The sequence below is a fragment of the Ralstonia nicotianae genome, from assembly GCF_018243235.1.
GTDB classification, from domain to species: Bacteria; Pseudomonadota; Gammaproteobacteria; order Burkholderiales; family Burkholderiaceae; genus Ralstonia; species Ralstonia nicotianae.
This window is the reverse complement of sequence record NZ_CP046675.1, coordinates 1,022,385-1,044,987: the sequence shown is the minus strand read 5'-3', so window position 1 is coordinate 1,044,987 and position 22,603 is coordinate 1,022,385. Positions and strand designations below refer to the sequence as shown.

Below are 22,603 nucleotides of genomic sequence, written 5' to 3'. Positions count from 1 at the left end.
GGGTGCCGGGCGCCGGCACCCGCGCGCTTCCTGTCGGATTCAGGCCTCAACGATCATGCGGCTGCGCATTTCGAGGTGCAGTGCATGGCAGAAATGCGTGCAGTAGCACCAGAACACGCCGGGCTTGTCGGCAATGAACGTGACCGACGCGGTCTCCTGCGGATTGACGATGAAGTTGATGTCGTATTTGGGAATGGCGAAGCCGTGCGTGAGATCCTCCACCTTGTCGAGGTTGGTGAGGATCAGGGTGACCTCGTCGCCCTTCTTGAGCTTGAACTCGCGCAGGCTGTAGGACGGTGCCTGCGAAGTGAGCCGCACCGTCACCTTCTTGCCGTTGCGGACCACGCCGGATTGCTTCGGGTCCTTGGTGGCCAGCGGGAAGTCGTCCAGCGAGTAGATCTGCTTCGGGTGCAGCAGCTCGCGCTTGAAGATGATGAAGTCGTGCGGCTCGCTGCGGATCGGGTGGTCTTGCAGCAGCACCATCTTGTCGCCGGAGATGTCGATGAACTGCTCGTTCTCCGGGTGCAGCGGCCCCACGGGCAGGAAGCGGTCCTTGGAGAATTTGCAGCCGACGGCCAGGAATTTCCCGTCGGCCGCCACGGTCTCGGATTGCGAGGCGTTCAGGTGGCCCGGCTGGTAATGCACGTCCAGGCGGTCGACCACGTACTTGGCGTTCTTGTCGCCCTTGTGGAACCGGATCGCGGCGTCGATGTTCCACTTCACGATCTGGCTGTCGAGGAACAGCGTCGTGTAGGCGTTGCCGCGCCCGTCAAACGCGGTATGCAGCGGCCCGAGGCCCAGCTCGACCTCCGCCACGATGGCGTCGTCGATCTTGGCCAGCTTGCCGTCGAACCAGTCCAGCACGCGCGCCAGCTCGATCACCGTGGCGGTGGGCGACAGCTTGCCCGCGCAGATGAAGTACTTCTGGTCGGGGCTGGCATTGACGCCATGCGGGTTCTTCGGCACCGACACATAGGCGGTCAGCGCCGTCTTCGGATCCTGGTTGGCGGCGTGCGTGCCGTCCACCACCGGCACCTTTGAGTCGCCGATGGTCTTGAACCTGCCGGCCTTGACGGCCGCTTCGATGCGCGCAACGTTGAAGAACAGACAGGCGTCGCGCTCGGCCGACATCATGTCTTCATAGTGCGCGCCCATCTCGGTGTTGTACTGGTTGGTCGCGGCCAGCTTGCCGTCGTACGACGTGGCGACGAGGTCGCAGTTGCCGTCGATCAGCACCTGCCAGCGCACCTCCATGCTTTCCGCGTCCACGCAGGTGAACAGCGAGCGGTACTTGGCCGGATCATCGATGCCGGCGGTGTTGGGCAGCGGGATGGCGAACTCGCCGCCGCAGAACACGCGCGTCGTGTAGTTGATCTGCGGGTCGACCGGATCGCGCTTGTCCGGGAAGATGCCGTGGAAGCCCTGCACGTTGGGCAGCTCGGTGATCTTGTCGCAGATGAAGTAGTCGAGCCGCACGCGCCCCAGGCGCGAGTTGATCTTGTCGTTGATCCACGCGTAGCGGCCGTCGTAGTTGCCGTCCTTGTAGGAGGCATGCACGTGATGGGTGTCGCCCACCGTGTATTTCAGGCGGCCGTCGGGCCGGGTGCCCATCACCTTCTTCGATTCGTTGGTGATGCCCCAGCCGACCAGCGCATCCGGCACGAACATCGGGATGCGATGGATCTCGCGGCCCGACGGCATGCCCATGACGCGCATGTCACCGGTGTGCCCGCCGCTCCATAGGCCGTAGTAGGTATCGAGCTGGCCCGGCTTCGGATGCAGGCCGGCAACCGTGTGCTCCTCGGCCGTGGCTGCCGCACCGGTTGCGGCAGCGGACCCCGCCGGCGCGCCCTTGTCGGTGCAGGCCACGACCGTCGCCAATCCGGCCAGCGCAGCGCTGTTCATGAAGCGCCGTCGCCCCGGGACGCTTGGTGTTTCGTCCTGCGGTGTGGATGGCGAATGCGGGTGCTTGCTCATCATCGATCCCCCTGTATCGGTTTTCACAAAGCCGGACGGGAAGACGCCGGCTCACGTCTGCGCTTTGACCTTCTCGGTAAGTCGCATCTTCGGGTCACCGATCCCTGGAGCAATTGACTTTCGTCACACGCTCTACAAATAAGTATTCGTGATGCATCTTTGATGCGGAAGAACGTACAGAATGCGAGGCGTGTTCACTTCCGGAACTCGCGCCGACTCAAGGAGATGTCCATGCGCACGAAAACCACCCTATGCCTGATGCTGATTGGCGGTGCCGTCCTGGTGGCCTGCGGTCAGAAGGAAACCGCCGCGCCCGCATCCGCTGCGGTGGCGGCCCAGGTGCAGAGCGGCACGCCAGCCACTGCTGCCGCCGCGCCGGCCCCCGAGAATGCGCTGGGCAAACGCACCTACGGCAGTGTCTGCTCCATGTGTCATGCCGCAGGCGTGGCCGGTGCGCCCAAGCCGGGCGACAAGGCCGACTGGGGGCCGCGCGTCGCCCAGGGCAAAGACACCCTTTACAAGCACGCACTGGAAGGCTTCAACGGCAACACGGGCGCGATGCCGGCGCGCGGCGGCTCGACCCTGCCTGACGACGCCATCAAGGCCGCGGTGGACTACATGGTGGCGCGGTCGCAGTGATGCCATGCGCGCTTCGGCTCCTTCCAACCTTGCCCGCCGGCGTTGCCTGACCGGCGTGCCCCTGCTGGCGGTCGGCCTGTTCGTGCGGCCGGCGCTGGCCGATCCCGCCGTCCAGCACGCGTCGCGCCGGCTGCTTGGCACGCAAGTCGACATCGTGGCGCAAGGCGCGATGCCCGGTGCCGCCGCGCCGGCCATCGATGCCGCCTTCGCCGAGATGGCCCGGCTTGAACGGCTGATGAGCCGCTACCGCCCGGACAGCCAGGTCAGCGCACTGGCGCGCGCGGCCGGGCGGAACCCGGTGCCGGTGGCGCCGGAATTGATGGCGATACTCAAGCTGGCCACGCGGCTCTCGGCGCGAAGCGGGGGGGCCTTCGATATCACAGTCGGCGCGTTCTCCGGCTGGAATTTCGATCCGGCCCAGGCCCGGATCCCGAGCCGCGCCGAGCTTGTGCACGAGCAGCGGCTGGTGAACTATCGCGATGTCGTCCTCGACCAGGCACGAGGCCGTGTCTACCTGCGCCGCCCCGGCATGAAGCTCGACCTGGGCGGCGTCGCCAAGCTGCCGATCCTGCAGGCAGGCCTGCGCGTGCTGCGGCGACACGGTGTCCGTGATGCGATGATCAACGGGGGCGGCGACGTGCTGGTCAGCGGGCAGCTCCAGGGCCACGACTGGCGGGTCGGGCTGCGCAACCCGCTCGCGCCCGACCGATTGCTCGGCGTGGTGGCGCTCAGCGACGGCATCGTGGCCTCATCAGGCGACTACGAGCGCGGCTTCGTCCGCAACGGCCAGCGCTACCACCACATTCTCGACCCGAAGACCGGCCTGCCGACCCATGGCCCGCATGGCGTCACCCTGGTTGCACGCAGCGTTGACGATGTGAACGGGCTCGGTGCAGCCATCATGGTGGCCGGCGCGGAGGCAGGGCGGCGCCTGCTGGTGCCGCCGGCGGGCGTGGATGCGCTCATCATGGGCCCCGGGCCCCGTCCATGGATGTCGCCCGGCATGGCCTTGCGCTTGCAGACATGAATCCTGACGCAACGCATGGTTTCGGCCGGCGATCCGAGCTACCCTCGCGTATCCTGGCCATCACGATTCACGCTTGCCGCGACTGCCCGGCAGGCGCTCACTGGAGGTACCGTTGATACGCGTCCTGCCTACCTTCGTATTGGGTGTGCTCAGCCTGACCTTGCTGGCGCTGAACACGCTGTTCTGGAGTGTGCCGCTGTTCATGCTCTCCGCGTTCAAGCTGCTGGTTCCGGCCGTGGCGGTGCGCCAGCGGATCGACCCCATGCTCAATTGGGTCGCCACGCGCTGGATCACCTGCAACGATGTCTGGATCGACCTGCTGCAGCGCGAGCCATGGAACGTGGAAGGCGCCGCCGACTTGCGCTACGCGGGCTGGTACCTGGTCAATTGCAACCATCGCTCGTGGGTCGACATCTTCGTGCTGCAGCGGGTGCTGAACCGGCGTATTCCGCTGCTGAAGTTCTTTCTCAAGCAGCAGCTGATCTACGTGCCGGTGATCGGCCTGGCCTGGTGGGCGCTGGATTTCCCGTTCATGCGCAGACATTCCAGGGCCGCGTTGCGCAAACACCCCGAGCTGCGCAATCAGGACCGGGACACCACGCGCCGCGCATGCGCCAAGTTCACCAACGTGCCGACCAGCGTCATGAACTTTGCCGAAGGCACGCGGTACACCGCAGCCAAGCATCAAGCGCAGTCCTCCCCCTATCGTCACCTGCTCAAGCCGAAAGCCGGCGCCTTTGCGTTGACGCTCAATGCCATGGGTGAGCGATTCCAGTCGCTGCTGGATATCAGCATTGCCTATCCGGATGGCACGCCCAGTTTCTGGCAGCTTGCCAGCGGCCAGACCGGCAGGGTGATGGTGCACATTCGCGAACTGCCGATTCCGGCCGACTTCTGCAGCGGCGACTACAGCGCTGACGCCGCTTTCCGCAGCAACTTCCACCGCTGGCTCGCCCAGCTCTGGGACGAGAAGGATCAGCGAATCGAGGCCATGTTGTCGCAGGCCGCGCGGTGAAGGCGGGCTTTGTTCGCTGGCGGTGACAGCAGCACTGTCGGATTCCTAGATGGAGCCACGCGGGCAAAGCCCAGACTGAGCTGGAGCTCGTTTGAGCCAGTCGGTGCTGGCCTGCCACGTTGAATACGCCCCGGCTACACGTCGGGGCATTTTCTTCTTCGCCGATGCGCAGGGGAGGGGCAACGGGCTCGTATCGACCCCTTGCAGCCTTTCGTCGTCCTAGGCTCGGTGATGGCCCTCCAGCGGTTGCTGTCATGGATGGCCTGATCGTGTACTTCCGATTTTGGCGACATTGCGATCATTCCATCGCCAGGGGCCACTCAAATCCGATCCCCGCATCCTCGGCTCAAGTCGGTCGATCCCACCGTGTTCTGTCCGCATTGCCAATCAGAGCGTCGGGTCGCCTTTTGCGGGTACGTCCAAGGGACAAACCATCTAGCGTACGAGAACCGGGTACGGCAATCCCGTCGAGAGCGGGATTGCCGGCCCGCGGATCGCCCTCGGACGGTGCCCGGCCAGTCGAGAGGCCATGGGTAGTCGGACGCGCAGCCCGCGAGCCGGTGCACAACGTAGTCAGCCCAAACTCAGACAGCGACGAGTCAGAAACGCAATAGCCTGTCGGGTAGCCGCAACAATGCCTACCTTACCTCCACGAGTGTCACTAGAAGACTAGAAGATCAGCGAAAAACACCGAATACCGCAGCAGCCACCCTGCGCTGCTCCACCTGATGTGCCCGCACCGACGCATGCGCCCCCGATGGCGTGGCGTGACGGCACACGCTGGCGAGCCGGCGTCCGGGCGGCAGACACGCCTCCAGTTCATCCCGCACGAAGCGCCATGCGCCCTGGTTGACATCCTCCTCCTGCGCCCAGACGATTTCTCTCAGGTTCGGAAAGGCCGCCAGTGCAGCCATGAGTGCCTGCGCCGGAAACGGGTAGAGCTGCTCGACGCGGATCAGCGCCACGTCAGTGCGTGCGTCGTGCTCACGCTGCGCCAGCAGTTCGTAAAAGAACTTGCCGCTGCACAGCACCACGCGCGTGACGGCGTTCGGCTCGGCCACACCCGTATCCGCCAGCACCGGCATGAACGCTCCGTCGACCAGGTCCTGCACGCGAGAATGCGAACGCCCATTGCCATGCAGCTCCGACTTGGGCGACATGGCAATCAGTGGTTTGGGGGCTGCCAGTGTGGCTTGCTCGCGCAGCAGATGGAACCACTGGCCGGAGGTCGAGGGCACGACAACGCGTAGGTTCTCGTCCGCGCAAAGCTGCAAAAAACGGCCCAGGAACCCGCTGGAATGTTCCGGCCCAACACCTTCATGGCCATGCGGCAGCAGCATGGTCAACGCCGACTGGCACCCCCACTTGTATTCGCCCGACGCGATGTACTGGTCAACGAAGACTTGGGCGCCGTTCACGAAGTCGCCAAACTGCGCCTCCCAGAGCGTCAGCCGCGTGCGCGTCTGCACGCTATAACCGTATTCAAAGCCGAGTGCGGCTTCTTCCGTCAGCGGAGAGTTGACGATGTCAAAAGCCCCCTGGCGCTGTGCGACATGCTGCAGCGGAACGTGCTGGCGGCCCTCACCCGGCAGCGTGGCTTGCGAATGCCACACCGCATGCCGGTGCATGAACGTGCCGCGCCCGACGTCCATGCCGGACAGCCGGATGCCGTGACCGTCTTCCAGCAGCGTGGCATGGGCCAGGTTTTCAGCCATGCGCCAATCGACCGTGTGTTGGCCATCAGCCAACGCCGCGCGCCAGCACTCGCACAGATCGCGCACCCGATCGTGCAGAACCACACCTTCGGGCAACGTGGTCAACGTCTGCGTCAGCGTTTGCAAGCGCTGCAGCGACAGCGGCTGGAGCCGATGGCGCGTCCCGTTGACGACCGCCGCAGCGCCAGCCCTTGACGTGGCTACGGCGGAGCCCGCCAGCAACTGGCGCAGGGCATCTTCACGCAGATCGACCAGGCGCGTCGATTCCGCGACGGCCGCGTGATACTGCTCGGTGACGGTCGGATGCGACGCGATGGCCGCGTGCAGCGCCGGCTGTGTCACGGCGGTCAGATCGTGCTCCGAATGCCCCAGCCGACGATAGCCGAGCAGATCAATCACGATGTCCGCACCATGCTCCATGCGGTACTCAATGGCGATCCGCGCAGCGCGCAAGACCGCTTCCGGGTCGTCTGCGTTGACATGCAGCACCGGCGCATCAACCATGCGCGTCACGTCGGTGCAATAGTCGTTGGCGCGCACGTCCATCACGTTGGGCGTCGTGAATCCGATCTGGTTGTTGACGATGACGTGCACGACCCCGCCTGCCGTGTAGCCGCTCCGACGGGTGAGGTTCAAGGTCTCCATGACAACGCCCTGACCGGCGAACGCCGCGTCGCCGTGCACCATCACCGGCAGGCATGGCGTGTCGGGATGCTCGTCCAGGTGTCCGCGCGCCATACCGCAAACAACCGGATACACGCTCTGCAGATGCGAGGGGTTCGGCGCCAGCACCAATGTGAGCTCGCCAGCATCGGTGGTTCGCTTGGCGAGCCCGCCAAGGTGGTACGGCAGATCGCGCTGTGCGATGGCGACTTCGGAATCCGGATCCAGCCGATCCAGCATGTCTTGCGCATCGAAGCCCATCACGTTGACCAGCGCGTTCAAGCGCCCGCGATGCGGCAAGCCGAGAAAGACCTGTCGCACACCGCAACTGCCCGCCTCGTCGAACAGCGTTTCGAGTAGCGGCACCAGGCTCTCACAGCCTTCGAGAGAGAACCGCTTGGCATGCGCAAACCGATCGGCTGCGAGGCGCTCCCACATTTCGGCTGCGGCCAGTCGACCCAGGAGCCAACGCTTGCGGTCCGGGGCAAGTGGCGGTGCCGTCAGCTCTGCCTCCATGCGCGCGTAGAGCCAGGTGCGGCGCTGGCGTTTGCGCACGCCGCTGCAATCGAGGCCGATGGAACCGCAGTACACCCGTTTGAGCTGCCACTCGAGTTCCTGCATGGTGGTCGCCGTCGGCAACACGGCGCCCGCTGACTCGCGCCTGTGTGCAGGGTCCAAGCCATGGAACCGCAGTCGGAGTTCGGGCACCTCGGGCAGCGGTGCGCGTGAGAGCGGATCGAGGCGCGCACGGCGATACCCGAGACCTCGGTAGGCGTCGATCAGACGGGTAACGGGGGTAGACCGCGGCCCGGCGTCTGCCGCCTCCGTCGGCAGGGCATACGGGTCGAACGCGGCGACAGAATCCTGATCGGCAAATTGAAGCGATTGGGAAAACATGGTTGTGCAGGAGAAAGAGACGCCGTTAGTTGCCCCCGCCGTCGGCACGCCGACACCTCTCCACGCGCGCAGTCCTTCAGACAGCGCAGACGCAGTGCAGCAGGCGCATGTTCGGACAGACGGCGGGACCTTTCGAAACACCAAACCGGGCGAGCCGGCCGGGCGCTCCGTCGATTCCTTCTTTTACGAGCCGCCTCGCGACAGCCCGTGCCTCCTCCGTTGCCCGTTTACAGCAACAGCACTGCGACTACGAAAGCGTTTGCGCTTGACTCCAGGCGACGTGTGCCACAGAGCCTGCCTCGCCTTGCGCGGCGCGGCCACGGCCAGACAGGTCTGCGTGGAGCTTGAAGGTGCTGACCATGTCGGCCAGTTGATTGGCCTGGTCCTGCAGGGCCTGTGCCGCCGTGGCGCTTTCCTCCACCAGCGAGGCGTTTTCCTGCGTGGCCTTGTCCATCTGCGTGATGGCCTCGTTGATCTGTTCGATGCCGTCGCTCTGCTCGCGGCTCGATGCGCTGATCTCGGACACGATGTTCGTCACATTCTGGATGCCGGCCACCACGTCGCGGATGATCTGGCCGGCCTCTTCCACCTTGGCCGTGCCGGTGCTGACGTGGCCGACGGAATCCTCGATGAGTGCCTTGATCTCCTTGGCCGCTGCTGCGCTGCGCTGCGCGAGGCTGCGCACCTCGCCAGCCACCACGGCAAAGCCGCGACCCTGCTCGCCGGCGCGCGCGGCTTCCACCGCAGCGTTGAGCGCCAGGATATTGGTCTGGAAGGCAATGCCGTCGATCACGCCGATGATGTCGACGATCTTGCGCGACGACGTGTTGATCGTGCTCATGGTCTGGATCGCCTCGTCCACGGCATCGCCGCCCTTGGTGGCGACCATCGACGCATTGGATGCCAGGCGGCTGGCCTCCTGCGCGTTGTCAGCGTTCTGCTTGACGGTGGAGGTGAGCTGCTCCATGGCCGCCGCCGTTTCCTCCAGTGAGCTGGCCTGCTGTTCGGTACGGCTCGAGAGATCGATGTTGCCGCTGGCCACTTCGCTCGATGCGCGGGTGATGGTGTCCGTGCCGCCCCGCACCTGGCTGACAATGCCGTGCAGGTTTTCGATCATGTGCTTGAGCGCCGCCAGCAGACGGCCGATCTCGTCTTGCGTGTCGACCTCCAGCCGATGCGTCAGATTGCCCTGCGCCACGGCCTCAGCCAGGTGCATGGCATGGTTAATCGGGCGCGTGATGGTGCGGGTGATGAAGGCCCCCGTGGCAATGGCCAGCAGCGTGGCAAGAACGGCCAGCACGATCATCTGGATCTTGGCGTTGGCGCCCTGGGCGGCAGCCTCGCTCACATCGTGCTCCATCTCGCCGGCCTGTTGGTCGACCATCCTGTCGACCAGCACGTAGTACCGGTCTTGCAGGCGCGACATGTCACCCTGGTACAGGGCACGCGCCTCCTGCACGTTGTCGGCATCAACCAGCGCGAAGAACTTGCGGACGCTGGCACCGTAGGCTGAACGCGCCTCGAACTGGTCTTTGAAGAGCGCCTTGCCCTGATCGGTCGTGAGCAGCTTCTCCAGGCGGCTATAGGCCTGCGCATTGGCCTGGCGGATGGCCGCGTAGTCGCTCATGTACTTCGTCTTCTGCTCGGGCGCGGTGGCGAGCAGCAGATTGCTGAGAATGCCGCTGGCCTTGTAGCCGTTGTTCTTGATCTGGTTGCTCAGCGCGATCAGTGAGTAGCGCTCGCTCACGATCCGACCCATCTTTGTGTTGTTGTCGTCCAGCCGTTGTATGCCGACCGCGGCGATCCCGATCAGCAACGCCACGACAAGCGCGAACGCTGCTCCGAGCCGTACCCCGATCCTCATATCCGAGATTCTCATTTGCTTCTTCCTGTTTCAGCAGCTTCAAAGAGAGAGACATCACGGCCCGGCGGCGTCATTGCCGAGCCATTGCGCAATGCACGCAGGTGCATGCGTTGAAGCAGGCGCATCTCGGGAAGACTTGCGGCCGTCGTTTGCCGATCTTTAAAGCCGGCGCTCGCCGATATTGCCCAGGCTGCTTCGATCGAACATGTCGGCAGTGCAAGAGGAATCTTGAGTGTGGCAATACGCCTCAGATCTGGGTACGCACACGACATGCGAGCATCAGATACGGAATATCGCGCTAAGATCGGTAAGCAGCGCTCATCCACTGGGAATCAACACACGGACAGCGCCCCAAAGTTGAGCTTTCTTGTATTTTTGCGATGCGGGATCGCTACTGCGCGGAATCGCTCATCCTTGAATTTTCAAACGGGCTCTTAGGGGCGATCGCCACTGAGCAACGCGTGCGTAAAGGAACGACGTGCCGTTCGTGTGGCGTCGCGGCGGGTGCTGGTCCAGCGCAAACGCGAGCACGGTCCAGCCGGTCTGGGGCGCAGCTTCTCCTGCCCCACATAGCGTGACCAGTCACCTCCCGGCGTGCCGATGCGCGATGGGGCACCGGTATTCGGCTGCCGGCCAGTTGCGGACGCTGAGCAACGCGTTCGCGCAGACATTCGAATGTCTGCAGTCGGCCTCGTAACAGACGCTCTGTCGCCGGAAATCGTGGCTGGCTGTCGCCATAGGAGCGTAACGGCTCACAAGGGAAGTCATCGCACAAGACTGAGTGACGCTCACTAATCCTTGGTGGGAGCCAATAAACCAGCGAGTCCGCCAACCGCAGTTGAACCAATGGCGACTACACCCGTTATATCGTTACCCGCGGCATTCAAAACGATAAGCGAGATTAACGAACATGGAACAATCAAGCCGAGCATCCAGATTGCGGTTCTTGACGACCATCGGTCCATACCAGAAGATTTTCTAATTTCGTCGATCAGTTCTTTTTTCTGGTTTGGTGTGTACGGTCCGTCAAGGACGTCTTTCATCAACTGATAAAGCAACTCAGGCGGCATACCCTTGCCAGGTTGCGGAACTAGGACGGCCGATTGAGGAGGAACGGCCGGCTGGGGCTGAATATCGACGCTCATAGTTCCTCTCCTATGGAAGACGTACAAGGATTGCAAAGTCGGTTTCGCTATGATAGCGGCGCTGTCAACACTACTTGGCAGCTTCGACGGCGTGGCCGTGATCGCTCACCGCCTGAAGCTTCTCAGCCAATTCCAGGATGGAGTGGTCGTAAATCGGATTGATGGAGCCGAAAAAGTTGTATCGGACACCGCGAATTGACGGATCTGCTTTGGACGGCGGCACAAAGAGGCTGGTAAACGATCTGACCACCGCCAGAATTTCATGCCGCTCATAAATGCGGTCGATGTTCAAGCCTTTCTTATTCTGATCGCGGGTTTCTTTGTCGACGCTGAAGAACCCGGTGACAGGCGACGGATCGAACGCATACACGTGCGAGATCCGTGGCACTTCGGGGCGCAGCGGCAATGAGTAGGCAAATTGCTGAGCCAACCCGCCACCCAGTGAGTGCCCGGTTGAATGAATGCGAAAGTCCTTCAGGTAGGCGCCTTCTGCGCTGTGAACACGTCTCAGATATTCGTCAGTGAAAGCCGGGCCGAATTTGTCAACAATTTGCGTGTATTCGTCCTTGTGTCCAGGGAGGAACCACCTCAGATTCGATTTCCAGTCCTTCCCGCTCTTCAAAATCGTTCCGCCAAAAGCCACCACGAGCAATCTGGCGCTAGGTTTTTCCCAGACCTCCACCCTGAGATGGGAGCCCTTAATCGCAGTCTTCAGCTCGTCAGCAGGAAGGTCGCCCCAGGATTTCCACCCGTCATGTTCGAGGATCTCCTTGGCGTGGACGCATGCGTTCTTGTCCGCGCCCTTTGGCGCTTGTGTAACGGACGAAATCTTGCAGTAAGCGACCTGGCTGAGCCACGCATATTCCCAGTCCGTTTCGGCTTCCGTTTGAACAGGCTTGGGTGTCCCCAGGAAACGGTCTCCAGGTTCCCTGGCGACAACCTGGCTGTCCGTCTGCCTGTAGGCAGCGCAACCGGCCATGATCAAAGCGCAGGCCGTTGCCAGGCCAGCATGAAATGGCCTTGAGTCCCCATTCATTTGAGCCTCCTGGAGCGCCCCGGCGGCGACTGCTGCCCGCTGGCGTACGTACTGATGGTGAGGGTGCGAATACGCGCTACGGTTGGCATGGCACATCGGGCAAATAACGCCTCGGCCGCCGTCGATCTCGACTTCGGCCTCACGGTTCACAGGTGCGTTGAGCGGAATCATCATCCCGATCGATGCGCGGGCATGCAGGCCAACGTCGTGGCCGTAGCCGGCCCGATTACGACGGGCCAGTTAGTGAGTACGAACAACAATCGTGCCAATGCTGGAACGGCAAGCGTTCGTGGGTTTGGATTCGCTGGGGAGGCTGATTTCGGGGCAGGAATGTTTCACGGCTGAAACCGTGTCCGGATTGCTTCGGGCGGCTCTTAGCGGCACCACGACAAACTTTTGAATGCAGACCGGCTCGCGAAACGCAACGCCTCGTTGAAGAAGCGGCAAGCCGATGGCACGGTAAAGGCAGCTGACTCGAGGTGGGGGCTCGATTCGTGACCACGCCTACGTAGTCGGACCTCAAGCATTCACTGACTTCGCTACACCACCAAAAGCGCATCGAAGGAGAATGGGTGTTGACTGATGGAATGCGCACCGACCGGTTGAATCCGAAACCGTTGCTGGCCGAAATGACCTCAAGAATATGACCTTGGCCGCTCAAGCAAACGCACTAGAGCGATTTGGAATCCGACCGCATATTCTGATGTCCGGACAACCTGTGGCACACGCCGTCAGCCTCGGGATTCAACGCCAAGACGGGCGAGCGGAACGTGAGGAAGGTGACTCAAATGACGATTGAGTATTTTGCCGAAAGCAATCCGGCCACACGCACCTTGCCGCGTTCGTTGGCGACGAAGGCCGGCGATCTGGTCTTTGTGTCCGGTCAGGTCGCCAGAGGCGAAGACGGCAGCATCATCAGTGGCGGGATAGAAGCGCATACACGCCAGACACTGGAGAACGTCGCGCATGTCCTCGCGCTCGCGGGTTGCACGCTCGCGGACGTCGTGAAGACAACCGTCTGGCTTGAAGACGCCCGCGACTTTGAGGCATTCAACCGTGTCTATGGCGAGTTCTTCCGCGACAACAAGCCGTCGCGTTCGACGCTGCAGGCGAAGAACATGGTCGGTACCAAGATAGAAATCGAGGCGATTGCCTATAAGCCTTGACGCTCTGCAAAGCGGGTCATGCGTTCCCATTCACGCGGCTGACTGCTCCGGGTGGGGCGCGGTCGTTGAACGCGCCACCGACCTGAATGATTCCGGAAGGCTGCTCCGCGATTGCCAAGACGGATGTGCCCCACCGGTATGTCAACGATGGCACCGCCGAGCTCGTCTTTTCCATGACGGTTGCAGAGCTGCATCGGCCCAGGGGCGCTTGCTGACAAGCGATTTCCGTCGGTGCTGCAGACGGCGCTGCGCTGCATCGAAGCCGGGCGCCATGCGCTGTCCCGGCCTTGTCGCCGCACCCTGGCCGACGCACGGTTTCCGGCTACGACGACGCCTTTTCAGCGTGGGCGTTCGCGGTGGGGTAGGGGTCCTGCAGAGCAATGGAGCCGGTTTCCAGCAGGGACTTGAGGTTGGAGAGAATCTTCGGCCACCCGCCGGACACCGCCTCGATGAGCTTCGACGCTTCGCGCTCGATGGTGTGGGTGATGGAGAGCTTGACCGCCGTTCCGGTGGGCTCCAGCTCCATCGTGCATTGCGATGCGCCTTCGGCCTTGAGTTCGGGCCGGCTCTGGTGCAGCCAGCGGATCACCAGGCGCCGTGGCGGGTCGGCCTCGACGATCTCGCCGGTGTCGAAGACCTGGCCGTCGCCGGACACCAGCCGCCACGCGGATCCCGCCGTCCACTGGCTTTCGCAGTGCATGCCGAACCAGTACTGCTTCATGAATTCCGCATCGGTCAGCGCCGACCACAGCGTCTGCGGCGTGGTGCGGATGTAGGTCACGTAGACAAAGGTCGATCTAGTCATTGTCTTTCTCCAGTCGTTGTTTCAGCTTCGAGAGCGCCTTGAGGCGCGGCTTCTCGAACTTGGCGATCCAGCGCTCGTAGATCTCCTGCAGCGGCACGGGGTTGAGGAAGTGCAGCTTCTCGCGACCCTGCCGCAGGGTGACGACCAGGTTGGCCGCCTCGAGCACGCCCAGGTGCTGGGTCACGCCCTGCCGCGTCATGTCCAGGTGCTCGCACAGCGCGTTGAGGGTGCGGCCGTCGTGGGCGTGCAGCAGGTCCAGCAGCTTGCGCCGGCTGGGATCGGCGAGGGCTTTGAACAGCAGGTCGGTGTCATCGGGGTGCTCGGCCATGGACGGCTACAGGCAAGTCATTGGTTGCATGAATAATAGGCAATAAAATGCTTGCATGTAAAGCATCAGTCAAGGGTCGCTGGCGTATATGCATCCGAGGCCACGTTGTCTGCTCGCTACCTTGAAAGAGGGCTTTGCCGTGTTGGATCTTGCTGCTGCCCGACGGATGCCCAGGCCCACATTGAGCCCGACCGGCATGCCGAAAATCGCCTTGCATTTGGTGGCAAGAATAAATATGATGAGCATCATATGAAAAAAAGCCCGACCTCCAGGACCAAGGAAGCCACGCACGAACGTATCGTCGAAGCGGCTGCGCGCGCCATCCGGCGCAGCGGCTATCACGGCACGGGCGTGGCCGACATCATGAAGGATGCCGGCCTGACGCACGGCGGCTTCTACGCGCACTTTGCGTCGCGCGAAGCGATGCTGGCGGAAGCGGCGGATCGCGCCGGCGCGCAAGGCGTGACGCTGATGGAGCACATTGCCGCCACCACGCCGCCCCGGGAAGTGCTGCGCGCGATGGCCGAGGCATATCTGTCGAAGGCGCATGTCGATAACGTGGAAAACGGCTGCGGGACCGCGGCGCTGGCGTCGGAGATGTCGCGCCAGGCTCCCGAGGTCAGGCGGGCATCCACGCGGCGCATCAAGGAGATGGTCGACCTCGTCGCCCGCCAGTTGCCCGATTGGGGGCAGCCGAGCGCGCACGAGCAGGCCCTGGTCACCGTCGCCATGATGGTCGGTACCCTGGTGCTTGCACGCGCGGTCGACGACCCGAAGCTTTCCGACGCGCTGCGCGAGGCAACGCTCAACCACCTTGTTCCGACGGACACCTGATGCCAGCAGCCCGCATCGGATCAGCCGTCATTTTTTTTGGCTAGAAATATGATGATCATCATATTTCTAGCCAAGCAACCGGGTTTCGCCCACCACCAGTGAAGGTGCTCCAATGAAAATCCAAGGTTCCATTGCGCTCGTGACGGGCGCCTCGTCAGGCATCGGCAAAGCGACCGCGGAGCGGCTGTCGAAAGCCGGCTACAAGGTCTACGGCACCAGCCGGCGGGAGGCGCCGGCGGGCGGGCAGCCGTTCGCCATGCTGTCCCTGGACGTGACCAGCGATGCGTCGGTCGAAGCGGCTGTCGCGGAGCTGATCCGGCGCGAGGGCCGCATCGACCTGCTCGTCAACAACGCAGGCTTCGGCCTCGCCCCCGGCGGGGCGGAGGAAAGCTCGATCGGGCAGGCCCAGTCGATCTTCGATACGAATTTCTTCGGCGTCGTCCGCATGATCCGCGCTGTCGTGCCGCACATGCGGCGCCAGGGTAGCGGCCGCATCGTCAACGTCGGTTCGGTGCTCGGCCTGATTCCGATGCCGTACGGCGCGCTCTACGCGGCAACCAAGCATGCGCTCGAAGGCTATTCGGAGTCCCTCGACCACGAGCTGCGCACCCGGGGCATCCGGGTTTCGGTGGTCGAGCCGGCCTACACCAGCACCTCGTTCGACGCGAACCTGATCGAGCCTGACGCCAAGTTGGAGGCCTACCACCAGGCGCGTGTCCATGTGGCCGCGCGGATCAAGGAGGCGCTGGCCGATGCCGACGCGCCGAGCGTCGCGGCCGATGCCGTGCTCGAAGCAGCCACCGCGGCCCACCCGAAACTCCGGTACGCGGCCGGCCGCCGCGCGAACGGACTGCGACTGCTCCGCAGATTCGCGCCGGCGAGCGTGGTCGATGCGGGTATCCGGAAAAACCTGCGGCTCGACGCGCAGGCGGTGCCGCCGCTTGAGCCCGGGCGACGGGATGGCCGGCGTTCCGCCGATGGGCGCCCATCTTGATGATTCACCTGCATCGGCCTCGGGCGGAAGCCATGTCGTTGTGCGGGTGGCCGTGCGGCGGGCGATCGGCCGTGATCCGGCATCGGCACTGATGTGGTGAGGCGGGTGAGGGGCGAGACTCACGACTTCGTGATTCGTCGCCCTTGGTCGATGGCCTGGTTGTCTGTGGGTGCTCTTGTCTCTGGGAGCGTCTTGCTTTGGGGCGCCGATGCGAGTCGGCGCCTCTGTTTTTTTCGCGGCGCGGGCATCCTGCGTGTACTGTGCGCGGGCCTTCGGGGGCGCTCGCGATAGCCGACGCTGGCCGAATGCCATTCGGGCTGGAGGTTGGTTGGATTGCAGGTTTGGGTTTTCTTCCGCCGGCGGGAATCGAACCCGCATCCGGTGTGCCTGGAGTGGTCGCTCTTGGGCCACAAGACAGAGATACCGCACGCACAGATCGCCGATCACCGCGACAGCGGCTCCGGCGACTTCGCCGACAGCACCTGGCTGACGCGCTCGGCCGCCGGCATGGGCACCGAGAGCACGAGCGACGTGGTGATGGTGCCGAAGCTGCCGATCCGGTCGATGACGGCCTCCAGTTCCGCGCTCGACCGGGTCAGCACATGGAGGATGTAGCTGTCCGACCCCGTGACCCGCATGACCTCGACCACGTTCGGCGTCTCGCGGAACGTTTTCAGAAGGCTGGTCCCGCGCTCGGCGGATGCCCCGATGCGGATGATGGCGTTGATCGGGAAGCCCAGCCGCGTCCAGTCCACTTCGGCGCGATACCCCTTGATCACGCCGCGCTCCTTCAGGCGCCGGACGCGCTCCGCGCATGCCGGCGCCGTCAGCCCGACTTCCGCCGCGAGCGACTTGTAGGGGGCCCTGCCGTCGCGCAGCAGCAACTGCACCAGTTTCAGGTCCGTTGCGTCGAGAAAGTTTCGATCCGTGTTTTCCATGAAAACAAAAGAGGGATGGCGTCTGGACTTTCGATTCTAAAGCGATGATCCGCGCAATATGAAGCAAACTTTCTCCGTTCCTAATTTGCATGCGGAGTGGCCGATGCGTACCGTGACGACAGCAGGTTTTGCCTTTGTCGAGTTTGTCTGCCAGGAGCCCGAAGAGCTGGTAGCCCTGTTCGGGAGGCTCGGGTTCAAGGCACAGGGGCAACATGCACAGACGGGGGCGGTTCTCCTGCGCCAGAACGAAGCGGCCCTGATCGTGAACCCCGCGCCGAATCCGTTCCGCGATGTTCACGGCGCATCCGCGCGCGCGATCGCGATCCACGTGGACGACGCAGCGAATGCCCTGGCGCAGGCGCTGGCCGGTGGCGCCCGTCGGGCAACACCGGCCGAGTGCGGCGCGTTCGTCGTCGACGCGCCGGCGATCGTGGGCATCGGCGACAGCCTGGTCTACTTCATCGATCACGACATCGAATCGGTGTTTTCGACGCCGTATCGGCCAGGGCAGCCCATCGCGGTGGCGGAGGCCGCCATCCGGGCGATCGACCACACCTCGAACATCGTCAAGCCGGAGAACCTCGACCACTGGGCCGACTTCTACAAGGACACCTTTGCCTTCGTCCAGAAGCAGTACCTGGACGTGAAAGGCCGGCAAACGGGGATGCGCGCGCGCTCGATGGTGAGCCCGTGCGGAAAGGTGTCGATCCCGATTGCCGCCGCCGCGCACGACCAGCCCGGCGTGCTGAACCAGAACGACGAGTTCATCCGCGACTACCGCGGTGAGGGCATCCAGCACATCGCCTTCCTGTCTTCGAACATCGAGCAGACCATCGCGGCCATGGAAACCGCCGGCATCGAGTTCATGGAGACGCCGCCCAAGACCTACTACCAGAACCTGGATGGTCGGGTTCCCGGTCACGGGCAGAACCTCGACAGCATGGAGCGCCGGGGCATTCTCGTCGACGGCAAGGGCGGCGGCCGGATCCTGCTGCAACGCTTCACGCGCCGCCAGATCGGCCCGATGTTCTTCGAGATCATCGAGCGGCGCGGCGAGGACGGTTTCGGCGAAGGCAATTTCAAGGCGCTCTTCGAATCCCAGGAGCAGGACCAGGTCCGGCGCGGGTCGTTGAACGCCGCGTAGGCCGGCCAGCCCGGCATCCGTTTTTTCCCAAGGTACGCACCATGCAATCTTTCAAGACGACCCAGGCGACCAAGACAACTGTCGCCCTTCCGAATCCGCATCCCGTGTTCGGCAGCACCGAGGTGTTCAAGACGTTCAACTATGCGCCGGCCGTCGCGGCGGGTGGCTTGCTGTTCATCGCCGGCCAGATCGGCATCCGCGCCGATGGGACCGTGCCCGCCAGCGTGGAGGAGCAGATCGATCTCGCATTCCAGCGGCTGGGCGCGATCCTGCAGGCGGCCGGGCTCGGCTTCGAGGATCTCGTCGAGCTGGTCAGCTATCACGTCGATGTCGACCGGCAGCTCGCGGCGTTTCGCGAGATCAAGGATCGCTACATCAAGGAAGGCGCGCCCGCCTGGACCATCCTCGGCGTGGCCGCGCTGGCCAGGCCGACGCTGTTAATCGAGATCAAGGCGGTGGCTGCGACACGCGCCGCGTGATCGGCAGAGCGATACCGCAACCCGAGATGACCAAGAGACCCCAGATGAGCAAGACCTTCGCATCCCACGGCGACACGCAAGTCAAGGCCACAACCTTCACCCGGCTCTCCGAAAACGCCTACGCCTACACAGCGGAAGGCGACCCGAACGCCGGCGTGATCATCGGCGATGACAGCGTCCTCGTGGTCGACACGACAGCGACGCCAGCGATGGCGCAAGACCTGATCGCCAGGATTCGCGCGGTCACGGACAAGCCGATCCGGCATCTGGTGCTGTCCCACTACCACGCGGTGCGCGTGCTGGGCGCCTCCGCATTTCTCGCGCAGGGGTGCCAGCAGATCATTGCCAGCCGGGGCACGTACGATCTGATCGTCGAGCGCGGCGAGCAGGACATGCAGTCGGAGATCGAGCGATTCCCGCGCCTGTTCGCCGGTGTGGAAACCATCCCCGGCTTGACGTGGCCAACGCTGGTGTTTGAGCAGGCGTTGACGCTGTGGCTGGGTGGCCTCGAAGTTCGGATCGCGCACCTCGGGGCAGGCCATACGAAGGGCGATACCGTGGTCTGGCTGCCGTCGCAGAAGGTGCTGTTCTCGGGGGACCTGGTCGAACACGAAGCCGCCTGTTACTGCGGCGACGCGCACCTGGATCAGTGGCCGGCAACGTTGGAGGCCCTGCGGGCGCTCGGGCCGGAGAAGCTCGTGCCGGGTCGGGGTCCCGCGTTGCTGTCCGCGAGAGCGGCCGACGATGCCATCCGCTACACCCACGCATTCGTCACCACGCTGCGCAAGGCCGGCCGCGAAGCACACGCCCAGGGCCTCGACCTGAAAGGCGCGATGCGCCATGCGCGCGCGCTGATGGATGCCCGGTTCGGCAGCGTCTTCATCTATGAGCATTGCCTGCCGTTCGATGTGTCCCGCGCGTTTGACGAGGCCGGAGGCATTGCGCACCCGCGCATCTGGACGGCGCAGCGTGACAAGGAGATGTGGGCTGCGCTCCAGGGTTAGCGGAATCAGGGGACGTTGAGGCCGCGACGCGGCAGCGACGAGTCACGTGCAAGAACAGCCCGATGCCCTGTCACTTTGTGCCGCCTCGACTGTGCGCCGCGACAGGTCGCCGTTGTCCGCTTCGATCATCGTAACGTCCGATCGCCTGGCGTAGCGTGATGCGCCGAAGCCCATGGCGGATCGCCTACACTACAAAGCCAGCGGACACGGCGGTTCCCGCGCGGCACCCCTCCATGGCGCACATCTTCTTCGCTGCTTCGATTCAGCGGCATATCGCAACGCCAGAGCGCGAGGTCGACGCGCGCACGCTTGGCGAAGCGCTCGAGGCCGTCTTCGCGGCGCAACCTCGACTGCGCGGCTACATCCTGGACGATCAGGGCGCACTGCGAAAGCATCTCGCCGTGTTTGTCGACAGCCAGCCGGTGCGCGACCGGCAACATCTGTCCGATGCGCTCGGCGAGAAAAGCCGGGTCTACGTCATACAGGCGCTGTCGGGCGGATAAGGAGGCCGGCCGCACTCGAGGAGACACTCGACATGAGCGATCGATTGCTTGTCGCAACCCGCAAGGGACTGTTCGTTCTGCGGGCCGATGGCGAAGGCGGCTGGACCCTCAGCGAGCCGTATTTCGTCGGCGAGCCCGTGAGCATGGTGCTGCCTGATCCGCGCGACGGAGCGCTGTATGCCGCGCTCAATCTCGGCCACTTCGGCGTGAAGCTGCATCGCCGGCGCGCGGGCATGGCGGATTGGGAAGCGTGCGCGGTCCCCGTCTACCCGCCGCAGCCCGCCGACGAGACGCGTGCCGCTGACGGTGCGAACGCGGGCGCAAACGCGAGCGCGGACAATGCGAGCGCCGCCGCGCCCAGCCCGCCATCGCCTCCGTGGACGCTTCAGCAGATCTGGTCGCTCGAAACCGGTGGTCCGGACGAACCGGCCGTCTTGTGGGCCGGCACGATTCCCGGTGGGCTCTTCCGTTCCAACGATGGTGGCGACACATGGGTGCTCAACCGCGCGCTGTGGGATTGCCCGGAGCGCCGCGAATGGTTCGGAGGCGGCTACGATGCGCCGGGCATCCATTCCGTGATGGTCGATCCGCGCGACAGCCGGCACGTGACGATCGGCGTGTCGTGCGGCGGCGTCTGGCAAACCGCCGACGGCGGCTCGACCTGGCGCGTGACCGCCGACGGCATGGAGGCCGACTACATGCCGCCGGATCGGCGTGGCGATGCCAACGTGCAAGACCCGCACCGCGTCGTGCAATGCGCGGCCAACCCGGATGTGCTGTGGACGCAGCATCACTGCGCGATCTTTCGCTCGACCGACGGGGCGGCGCACTGGCAGCGGATCGAAGCGCAGCCATCGAGCTTCGGCTTCGCGGTTGCCGTGCATCCGCGCGAGCCGGACACCGCGTGGTTCGTGCCCGCCGCGCGCGACCAATGCCGGATCCCGGCAGACGGCCGGCTCGTTGTCACGCGCACCCGCGACGGCGGGCGCACGTTCGAGCGTTTCTCGAATGGGTTGCCGCCCGCACCGGCATATGACCTCGTGTATCGGCACGGCCTCGCCGTGGATGAATCCGGCGCGCGCCTGGCGATGGGATCGACCACCGGCGCACTGTGGACGTCCGACGACGGCGGCGAAAGCTGGCGTTTGGTTTCAGCGCATTTGCCGCCGGTTTACTGTGTCCGTTTTGGATGAGGGCGTGAGGCGGGCTGGTGGATATGAAACGCCTGCGTTTCAGCTGATTTGGCGATGCATGCCAAGACAGGCAACGGGGGCGGCTGTTTCGTTTGCGGGAGGGCGCCGAGGTTGAAACTGAAAACGCTTGAGCGTGCCGATGGCTAAATGACAGATCATGGCCGGTTGCGGTTGGTTGGTGGTGGCATGCTCGTTGACCGCTTTCGACCCTTGAGAGACTGCCGGACTCGCCTCACTGAACGGCCGATCCGTGGCGCGATGCTGACTTTCGAAGCGCTGGCAGAGTTGGAGGCTACGGAAGGGTTGCCGTATCTACCTGCAACTCCTTGTCAGGCCACTATCTCAATCGCGCCAGATGGTCCTTATCACCTTTCTTAGATTCGACGACCGCGTCCAATGTCTTGAGCATTTCGCTGAAGCTGGTGAAGCCGTGATCTTTGAAGGAGAAAGCCGGGTCCAGTCGCTTGATCCTGGGCCACACGCTAGCCTTGTTGACCCAAGTTGCTCCTTTGGATTTCGCCAGAAGGTGAATGGCACGCCGAAGCATCTCTGCGGCAGGGCTCTGCGAGGGCAGAGCAATATTCTCCGCAGCCACAGGTTTCCCTCGCCTATCGAGTAGCGCAGGAAAACAGCCCGCTGTCCTCGAGTTAACAAGCGGGCCGCGCCACACATTTCGTGTGGCCTTTGTCCGACGTGACTCGCGGTCAGAACTGTTTGCTCGGAAGGGACTTGCAGTCGAGGGGGATGACCGTGCGGTGGCCGCCTTCCGGGTCCGCAACGTCCTGGATGGCCAGTTTGAAGTTGATGGCTGATGATGCCGTCGCCGAACTTTTCGCGGACGAGGGCCTTCAGGCGCCAATGTCTCCCCATCTACGCACCCGGAATGGAAAAGGATCCTCCAGCGGCGGAAGGCTCAGATTTAATTTTTGAAAATATCTGTAGTGAAATATTTCTTTCACTGAAGTTTTCATTAATGAAACGATTTTAAGTAAATTGATGTCAGCACTTTGGATTTCATCCGTAAGGCGGGTTGAAAATTTTAAGAAAAGTCCTATACCTCGGCTTGATATATAGGATCATCCGGCCAGAAGAGTTGCCAGAATGCGTCTGAGGCAGCGCGGGTGCCAAACGATTTCCGGAATATACGCTGGGGAGGAGTGTGTGATGAAACATATGAATTTTGTTATCAAGCTCATTATTGTGGCGCTATCCATATTATCGGCGGTCGCGCCAGCAC

Annotated in this window: 21 protein-coding genes and 2 pseudogenes; 12 read left to right on the top strand and 11 right to left on the bottom strand. The window is 63.5% G+C overall.

Features of this window, described 5'->3' with window-relative positions; translation table 11 throughout:
* Positions 1–39: 39 nt before the first annotated feature.
* Entirely contained in the window at positions 40–1,980 is a 1,941-nt protein-coding gene (gene nosZ / locus GO999_RS20730) for a TAT-dependent nitrous-oxide reductase (RefSeq protein ID WP_028861889.1), read from the bottom strand.
* Positions 1,981–2,208: 228 nt separating this feature from the next.
* On the opposite strand from nosZ, the gene GO999_RS20725 reads away from it, so the two are divergent.
* The 3 genes from GO999_RS20725 (at position 2,209) to yihG (ending at position 4,658) form a co-directional block, all read left to right on the top strand.
* Positions 2,209–2,616 carry a c-type cytochrome gene (locus tag GO999_RS20725; protein ID WP_011004617.1) on the top strand — a complete coding sequence of 136 codons (408 nt, stop codon included), beginning with the start codon at positions 2,209–2,211 and terminating at the stop codon, positions 2,614–2,616.
* A gap of 4 nt (positions 2,617–2,620) precedes the next feature.
* Entirely contained in the window at positions 2,621–3,643 is a 1,023-nt protein-coding gene (locus GO999_RS20720; RefSeq protein WP_058908594.1) for an FAD:protein FMN transferase, read from the top strand.
* A 112-nt stretch (positions 3,644–3,755) separates the two neighbouring features.
* Positions 3,756–4,658, top strand: coding sequence for a 1-acylglycerol-3-phosphate O-acyltransferase, YihG family (gene yihG, locus GO999_RS20715; protein WP_021155554.1), 903 nt, complete (start codon positions 3,756–3,758; stop codon positions 4,656–4,658).
* A 677-nt stretch (positions 4,659–5,335) separates the two neighbouring features.
* Here yihG and GO999_RS20710 read toward each other — a convergent pair.
* The 5 genes from GO999_RS20710 to GO999_RS20690 all read right to left on the bottom strand — a co-directional run bounded on the left by GO999_RS20710 (position 5,336) and on the right by GO999_RS20690 (position 12,152).
* Entirely contained in the window at positions 5,336–7,933 is a 2,598-nt protein-coding gene (locus GO999_RS20710) for a 2-oxoglutarate dehydrogenase E1 component (RefSeq protein ID WP_211906806.1), read from the bottom strand.
* Between the two features lie 247 nt (positions 7,934–8,180).
* Positions 8,181–9,812 carry a methyl-accepting chemotaxis protein gene (locus GO999_RS20705; RefSeq protein ID WP_211906805.1) on the bottom strand — a complete coding sequence of 544 codons (1,632 nt, stop codon included), beginning with the start codon at positions 9,810–9,812 and terminating at the stop codon, positions 8,181–8,183.
* Positions 9,809–10,069, bottom strand: coding sequence for a hypothetical protein (locus tag GO999_RS20700; RefSeq protein ID WP_211906804.1), 261 nt, complete (start codon positions 10,067–10,069; stop codon positions 9,809–9,811). The genes GO999_RS20705 and GO999_RS20700 overlap by 4 nt, the downstream gene beginning before the upstream one ends.
* Positions 10,070–10,588: 519 nt before the next feature.
* A complete protein-coding gene (locus tag GO999_RS20695; RefSeq protein ID WP_072633718.1) occupies positions 10,589–10,942 on the bottom strand; it encodes a hypothetical protein in 354 nt (117 codons plus the stop codon).
* Between the two features lie 70 nt (positions 10,943–11,012).
* Complete coding sequence (locus GO999_RS20690) at positions 11,013–12,152, bottom strand: Tle-like phospholipase domain-containing protein (protein ID WP_232111388.1); 1,140 nt, start codon at positions 12,150–12,152, stop codon at positions 11,013–11,015.
* Positions 12,153–12,766: 614 nt separating this feature from the next.
* On the opposite strand from GO999_RS20690, the gene GO999_RS20680 reads away from it, so the two are divergent.
* Entirely contained in the window at positions 12,767–13,144 is a 378-nt protein-coding gene (locus GO999_RS20680; protein ID WP_028854566.1) for a RidA family protein, read from the top strand.
* A gap of 86 nt (positions 13,145–13,230) precedes the next feature.
* Positions 13,231–13,359, top strand: a pseudogene (locus GO999_RS24860) (XRE family transcriptional regulator); the annotation flags it as partial.
* Between the two features lie 107 nt (positions 13,360–13,466).
* Here GO999_RS24860 and GO999_RS20675 read toward each other — a convergent pair.
* Positions 13,467–13,949: an SRPBCC family protein gene (locus GO999_RS20675; protein WP_019719979.1), complete on the bottom strand. Its 483-nt coding sequence runs from the start codon at positions 13,947–13,949 to the stop codon at positions 13,467–13,469.
* On the bottom strand, positions 13,942–14,277 hold the full coding sequence (locus GO999_RS20670; RefSeq protein ID WP_071093340.1) for an ArsR/SmtB family transcription factor: 336 nt from the start codon (positions 14,275–14,277) through the stop codon (positions 13,942–13,944). Before GO999_RS20670 ends, GO999_RS20675 begins: the two co-directional genes overlap by 8 nt.
* Positions 14,278–14,526: 249 nt before the next feature.
* On the opposite strand from GO999_RS20670, the gene GO999_RS20665 reads away from it, so the two are divergent.
* Complete coding sequence (locus GO999_RS20665) at positions 14,527–15,111, top strand: TetR/AcrR family transcriptional regulator (RefSeq protein WP_028854564.1); 585 nt, start codon at positions 14,527–14,529, stop codon at positions 15,109–15,111.
* A gap of 112 nt (positions 15,112–15,223) precedes the next feature.
* Positions 15,224–16,105 (top strand): oxidoreductase, encoded by an 882-nt coding sequence (locus GO999_RS20660; RefSeq protein WP_071014348.1) that lies wholly within the window; start codon positions 15,224–15,226, stop codon positions 16,103–16,105.
* A gap of 443 nt (positions 16,106–16,548) precedes the next feature.
* Here GO999_RS20660 and GO999_RS20655 read toward each other — a convergent pair whose 3' ends face one another.
* Positions 16,549–17,043: an Lrp/AsnC family transcriptional regulator gene (locus tag GO999_RS20655; protein WP_019719983.1), complete on the bottom strand. Its 495-nt coding sequence runs from the start codon at positions 17,041–17,043 to the stop codon at positions 16,549–16,551.
* A gap of 103 nt (positions 17,044–17,146) precedes the next feature.
* Here GO999_RS20655 and hppD point away from each other — a divergent pair, with 103 nt between their 5' ends.
* The 5 genes from hppD to GO999_RS20630 all read left to right on the top strand — a co-directional run bounded on the left by hppD (position 17,147) and on the right by GO999_RS20630 (position 21,366).
* Positions 17,147–18,187: a 4-hydroxyphenylpyruvate dioxygenase gene (hppD, locus tag GO999_RS20650; protein WP_211906803.1), complete on the top strand. Its 1,041-nt coding sequence runs from the start codon at positions 17,147–17,149 to the stop codon at positions 18,185–18,187.
* A gap of 41 nt (positions 18,188–18,228) precedes the next feature.
* A complete protein-coding gene (locus GO999_RS20645; RefSeq protein ID WP_211906802.1) occupies positions 18,229–18,666 on the top strand; it encodes a RidA family protein in 438 nt (145 codons plus the stop codon).
* A gap of 44 nt (positions 18,667–18,710) precedes the next feature.
* Positions 18,711–19,670, top strand: a complete 960-nt coding sequence (locus GO999_RS20640) for an MBL fold metallo-hydrolase (RefSeq protein ID WP_071014336.1) — start codon at positions 18,711–18,713, stop codon at positions 19,668–19,670.
* A 233-nt stretch (positions 19,671–19,903) separates the two neighbouring features.
* Positions 19,904–20,173 carry a MoaD/ThiS family protein gene (locus GO999_RS20635; protein WP_019719987.1) on the top strand — a complete coding sequence of 90 codons (270 nt, stop codon included), beginning with the start codon at positions 19,904–19,906 and terminating at the stop codon, positions 20,171–20,173.
* A 32-nt stretch (positions 20,174–20,205) separates the two neighbouring features.
* Positions 20,206–21,366, top strand: coding sequence for a WD40/YVTN/BNR-like repeat-containing protein (locus tag GO999_RS20630; RefSeq protein ID WP_211906801.1), 1,161 nt, complete (start codon positions 20,206–20,208; stop codon positions 21,364–21,366).
* A gap of 337 nt (positions 21,367–21,703) precedes the next feature.
* Here GO999_RS20630 and GO999_RS20625 read toward each other — a convergent pair whose 3' ends face one another.
* Together GO999_RS20625 and GO999_RS20620 are read right to left on the bottom strand one after the other, a co-directional pair.
* Positions 21,704–21,913: an OST-HTH/LOTUS domain-containing protein gene (locus GO999_RS20625; protein WP_081357832.1), complete on the bottom strand. Its 210-nt coding sequence runs from the start codon at positions 21,911–21,913 to the stop codon at positions 21,704–21,706.
* 157 nt (positions 21,914–22,070) lie between these two features.
* A pseudogene (locus GO999_RS20620) lies at positions 22,071–22,218 on the bottom strand (cyanase); the annotation flags it as partial.
* Between the last annotated feature and the right edge of the window lie 385 nt (positions 22,219–22,603).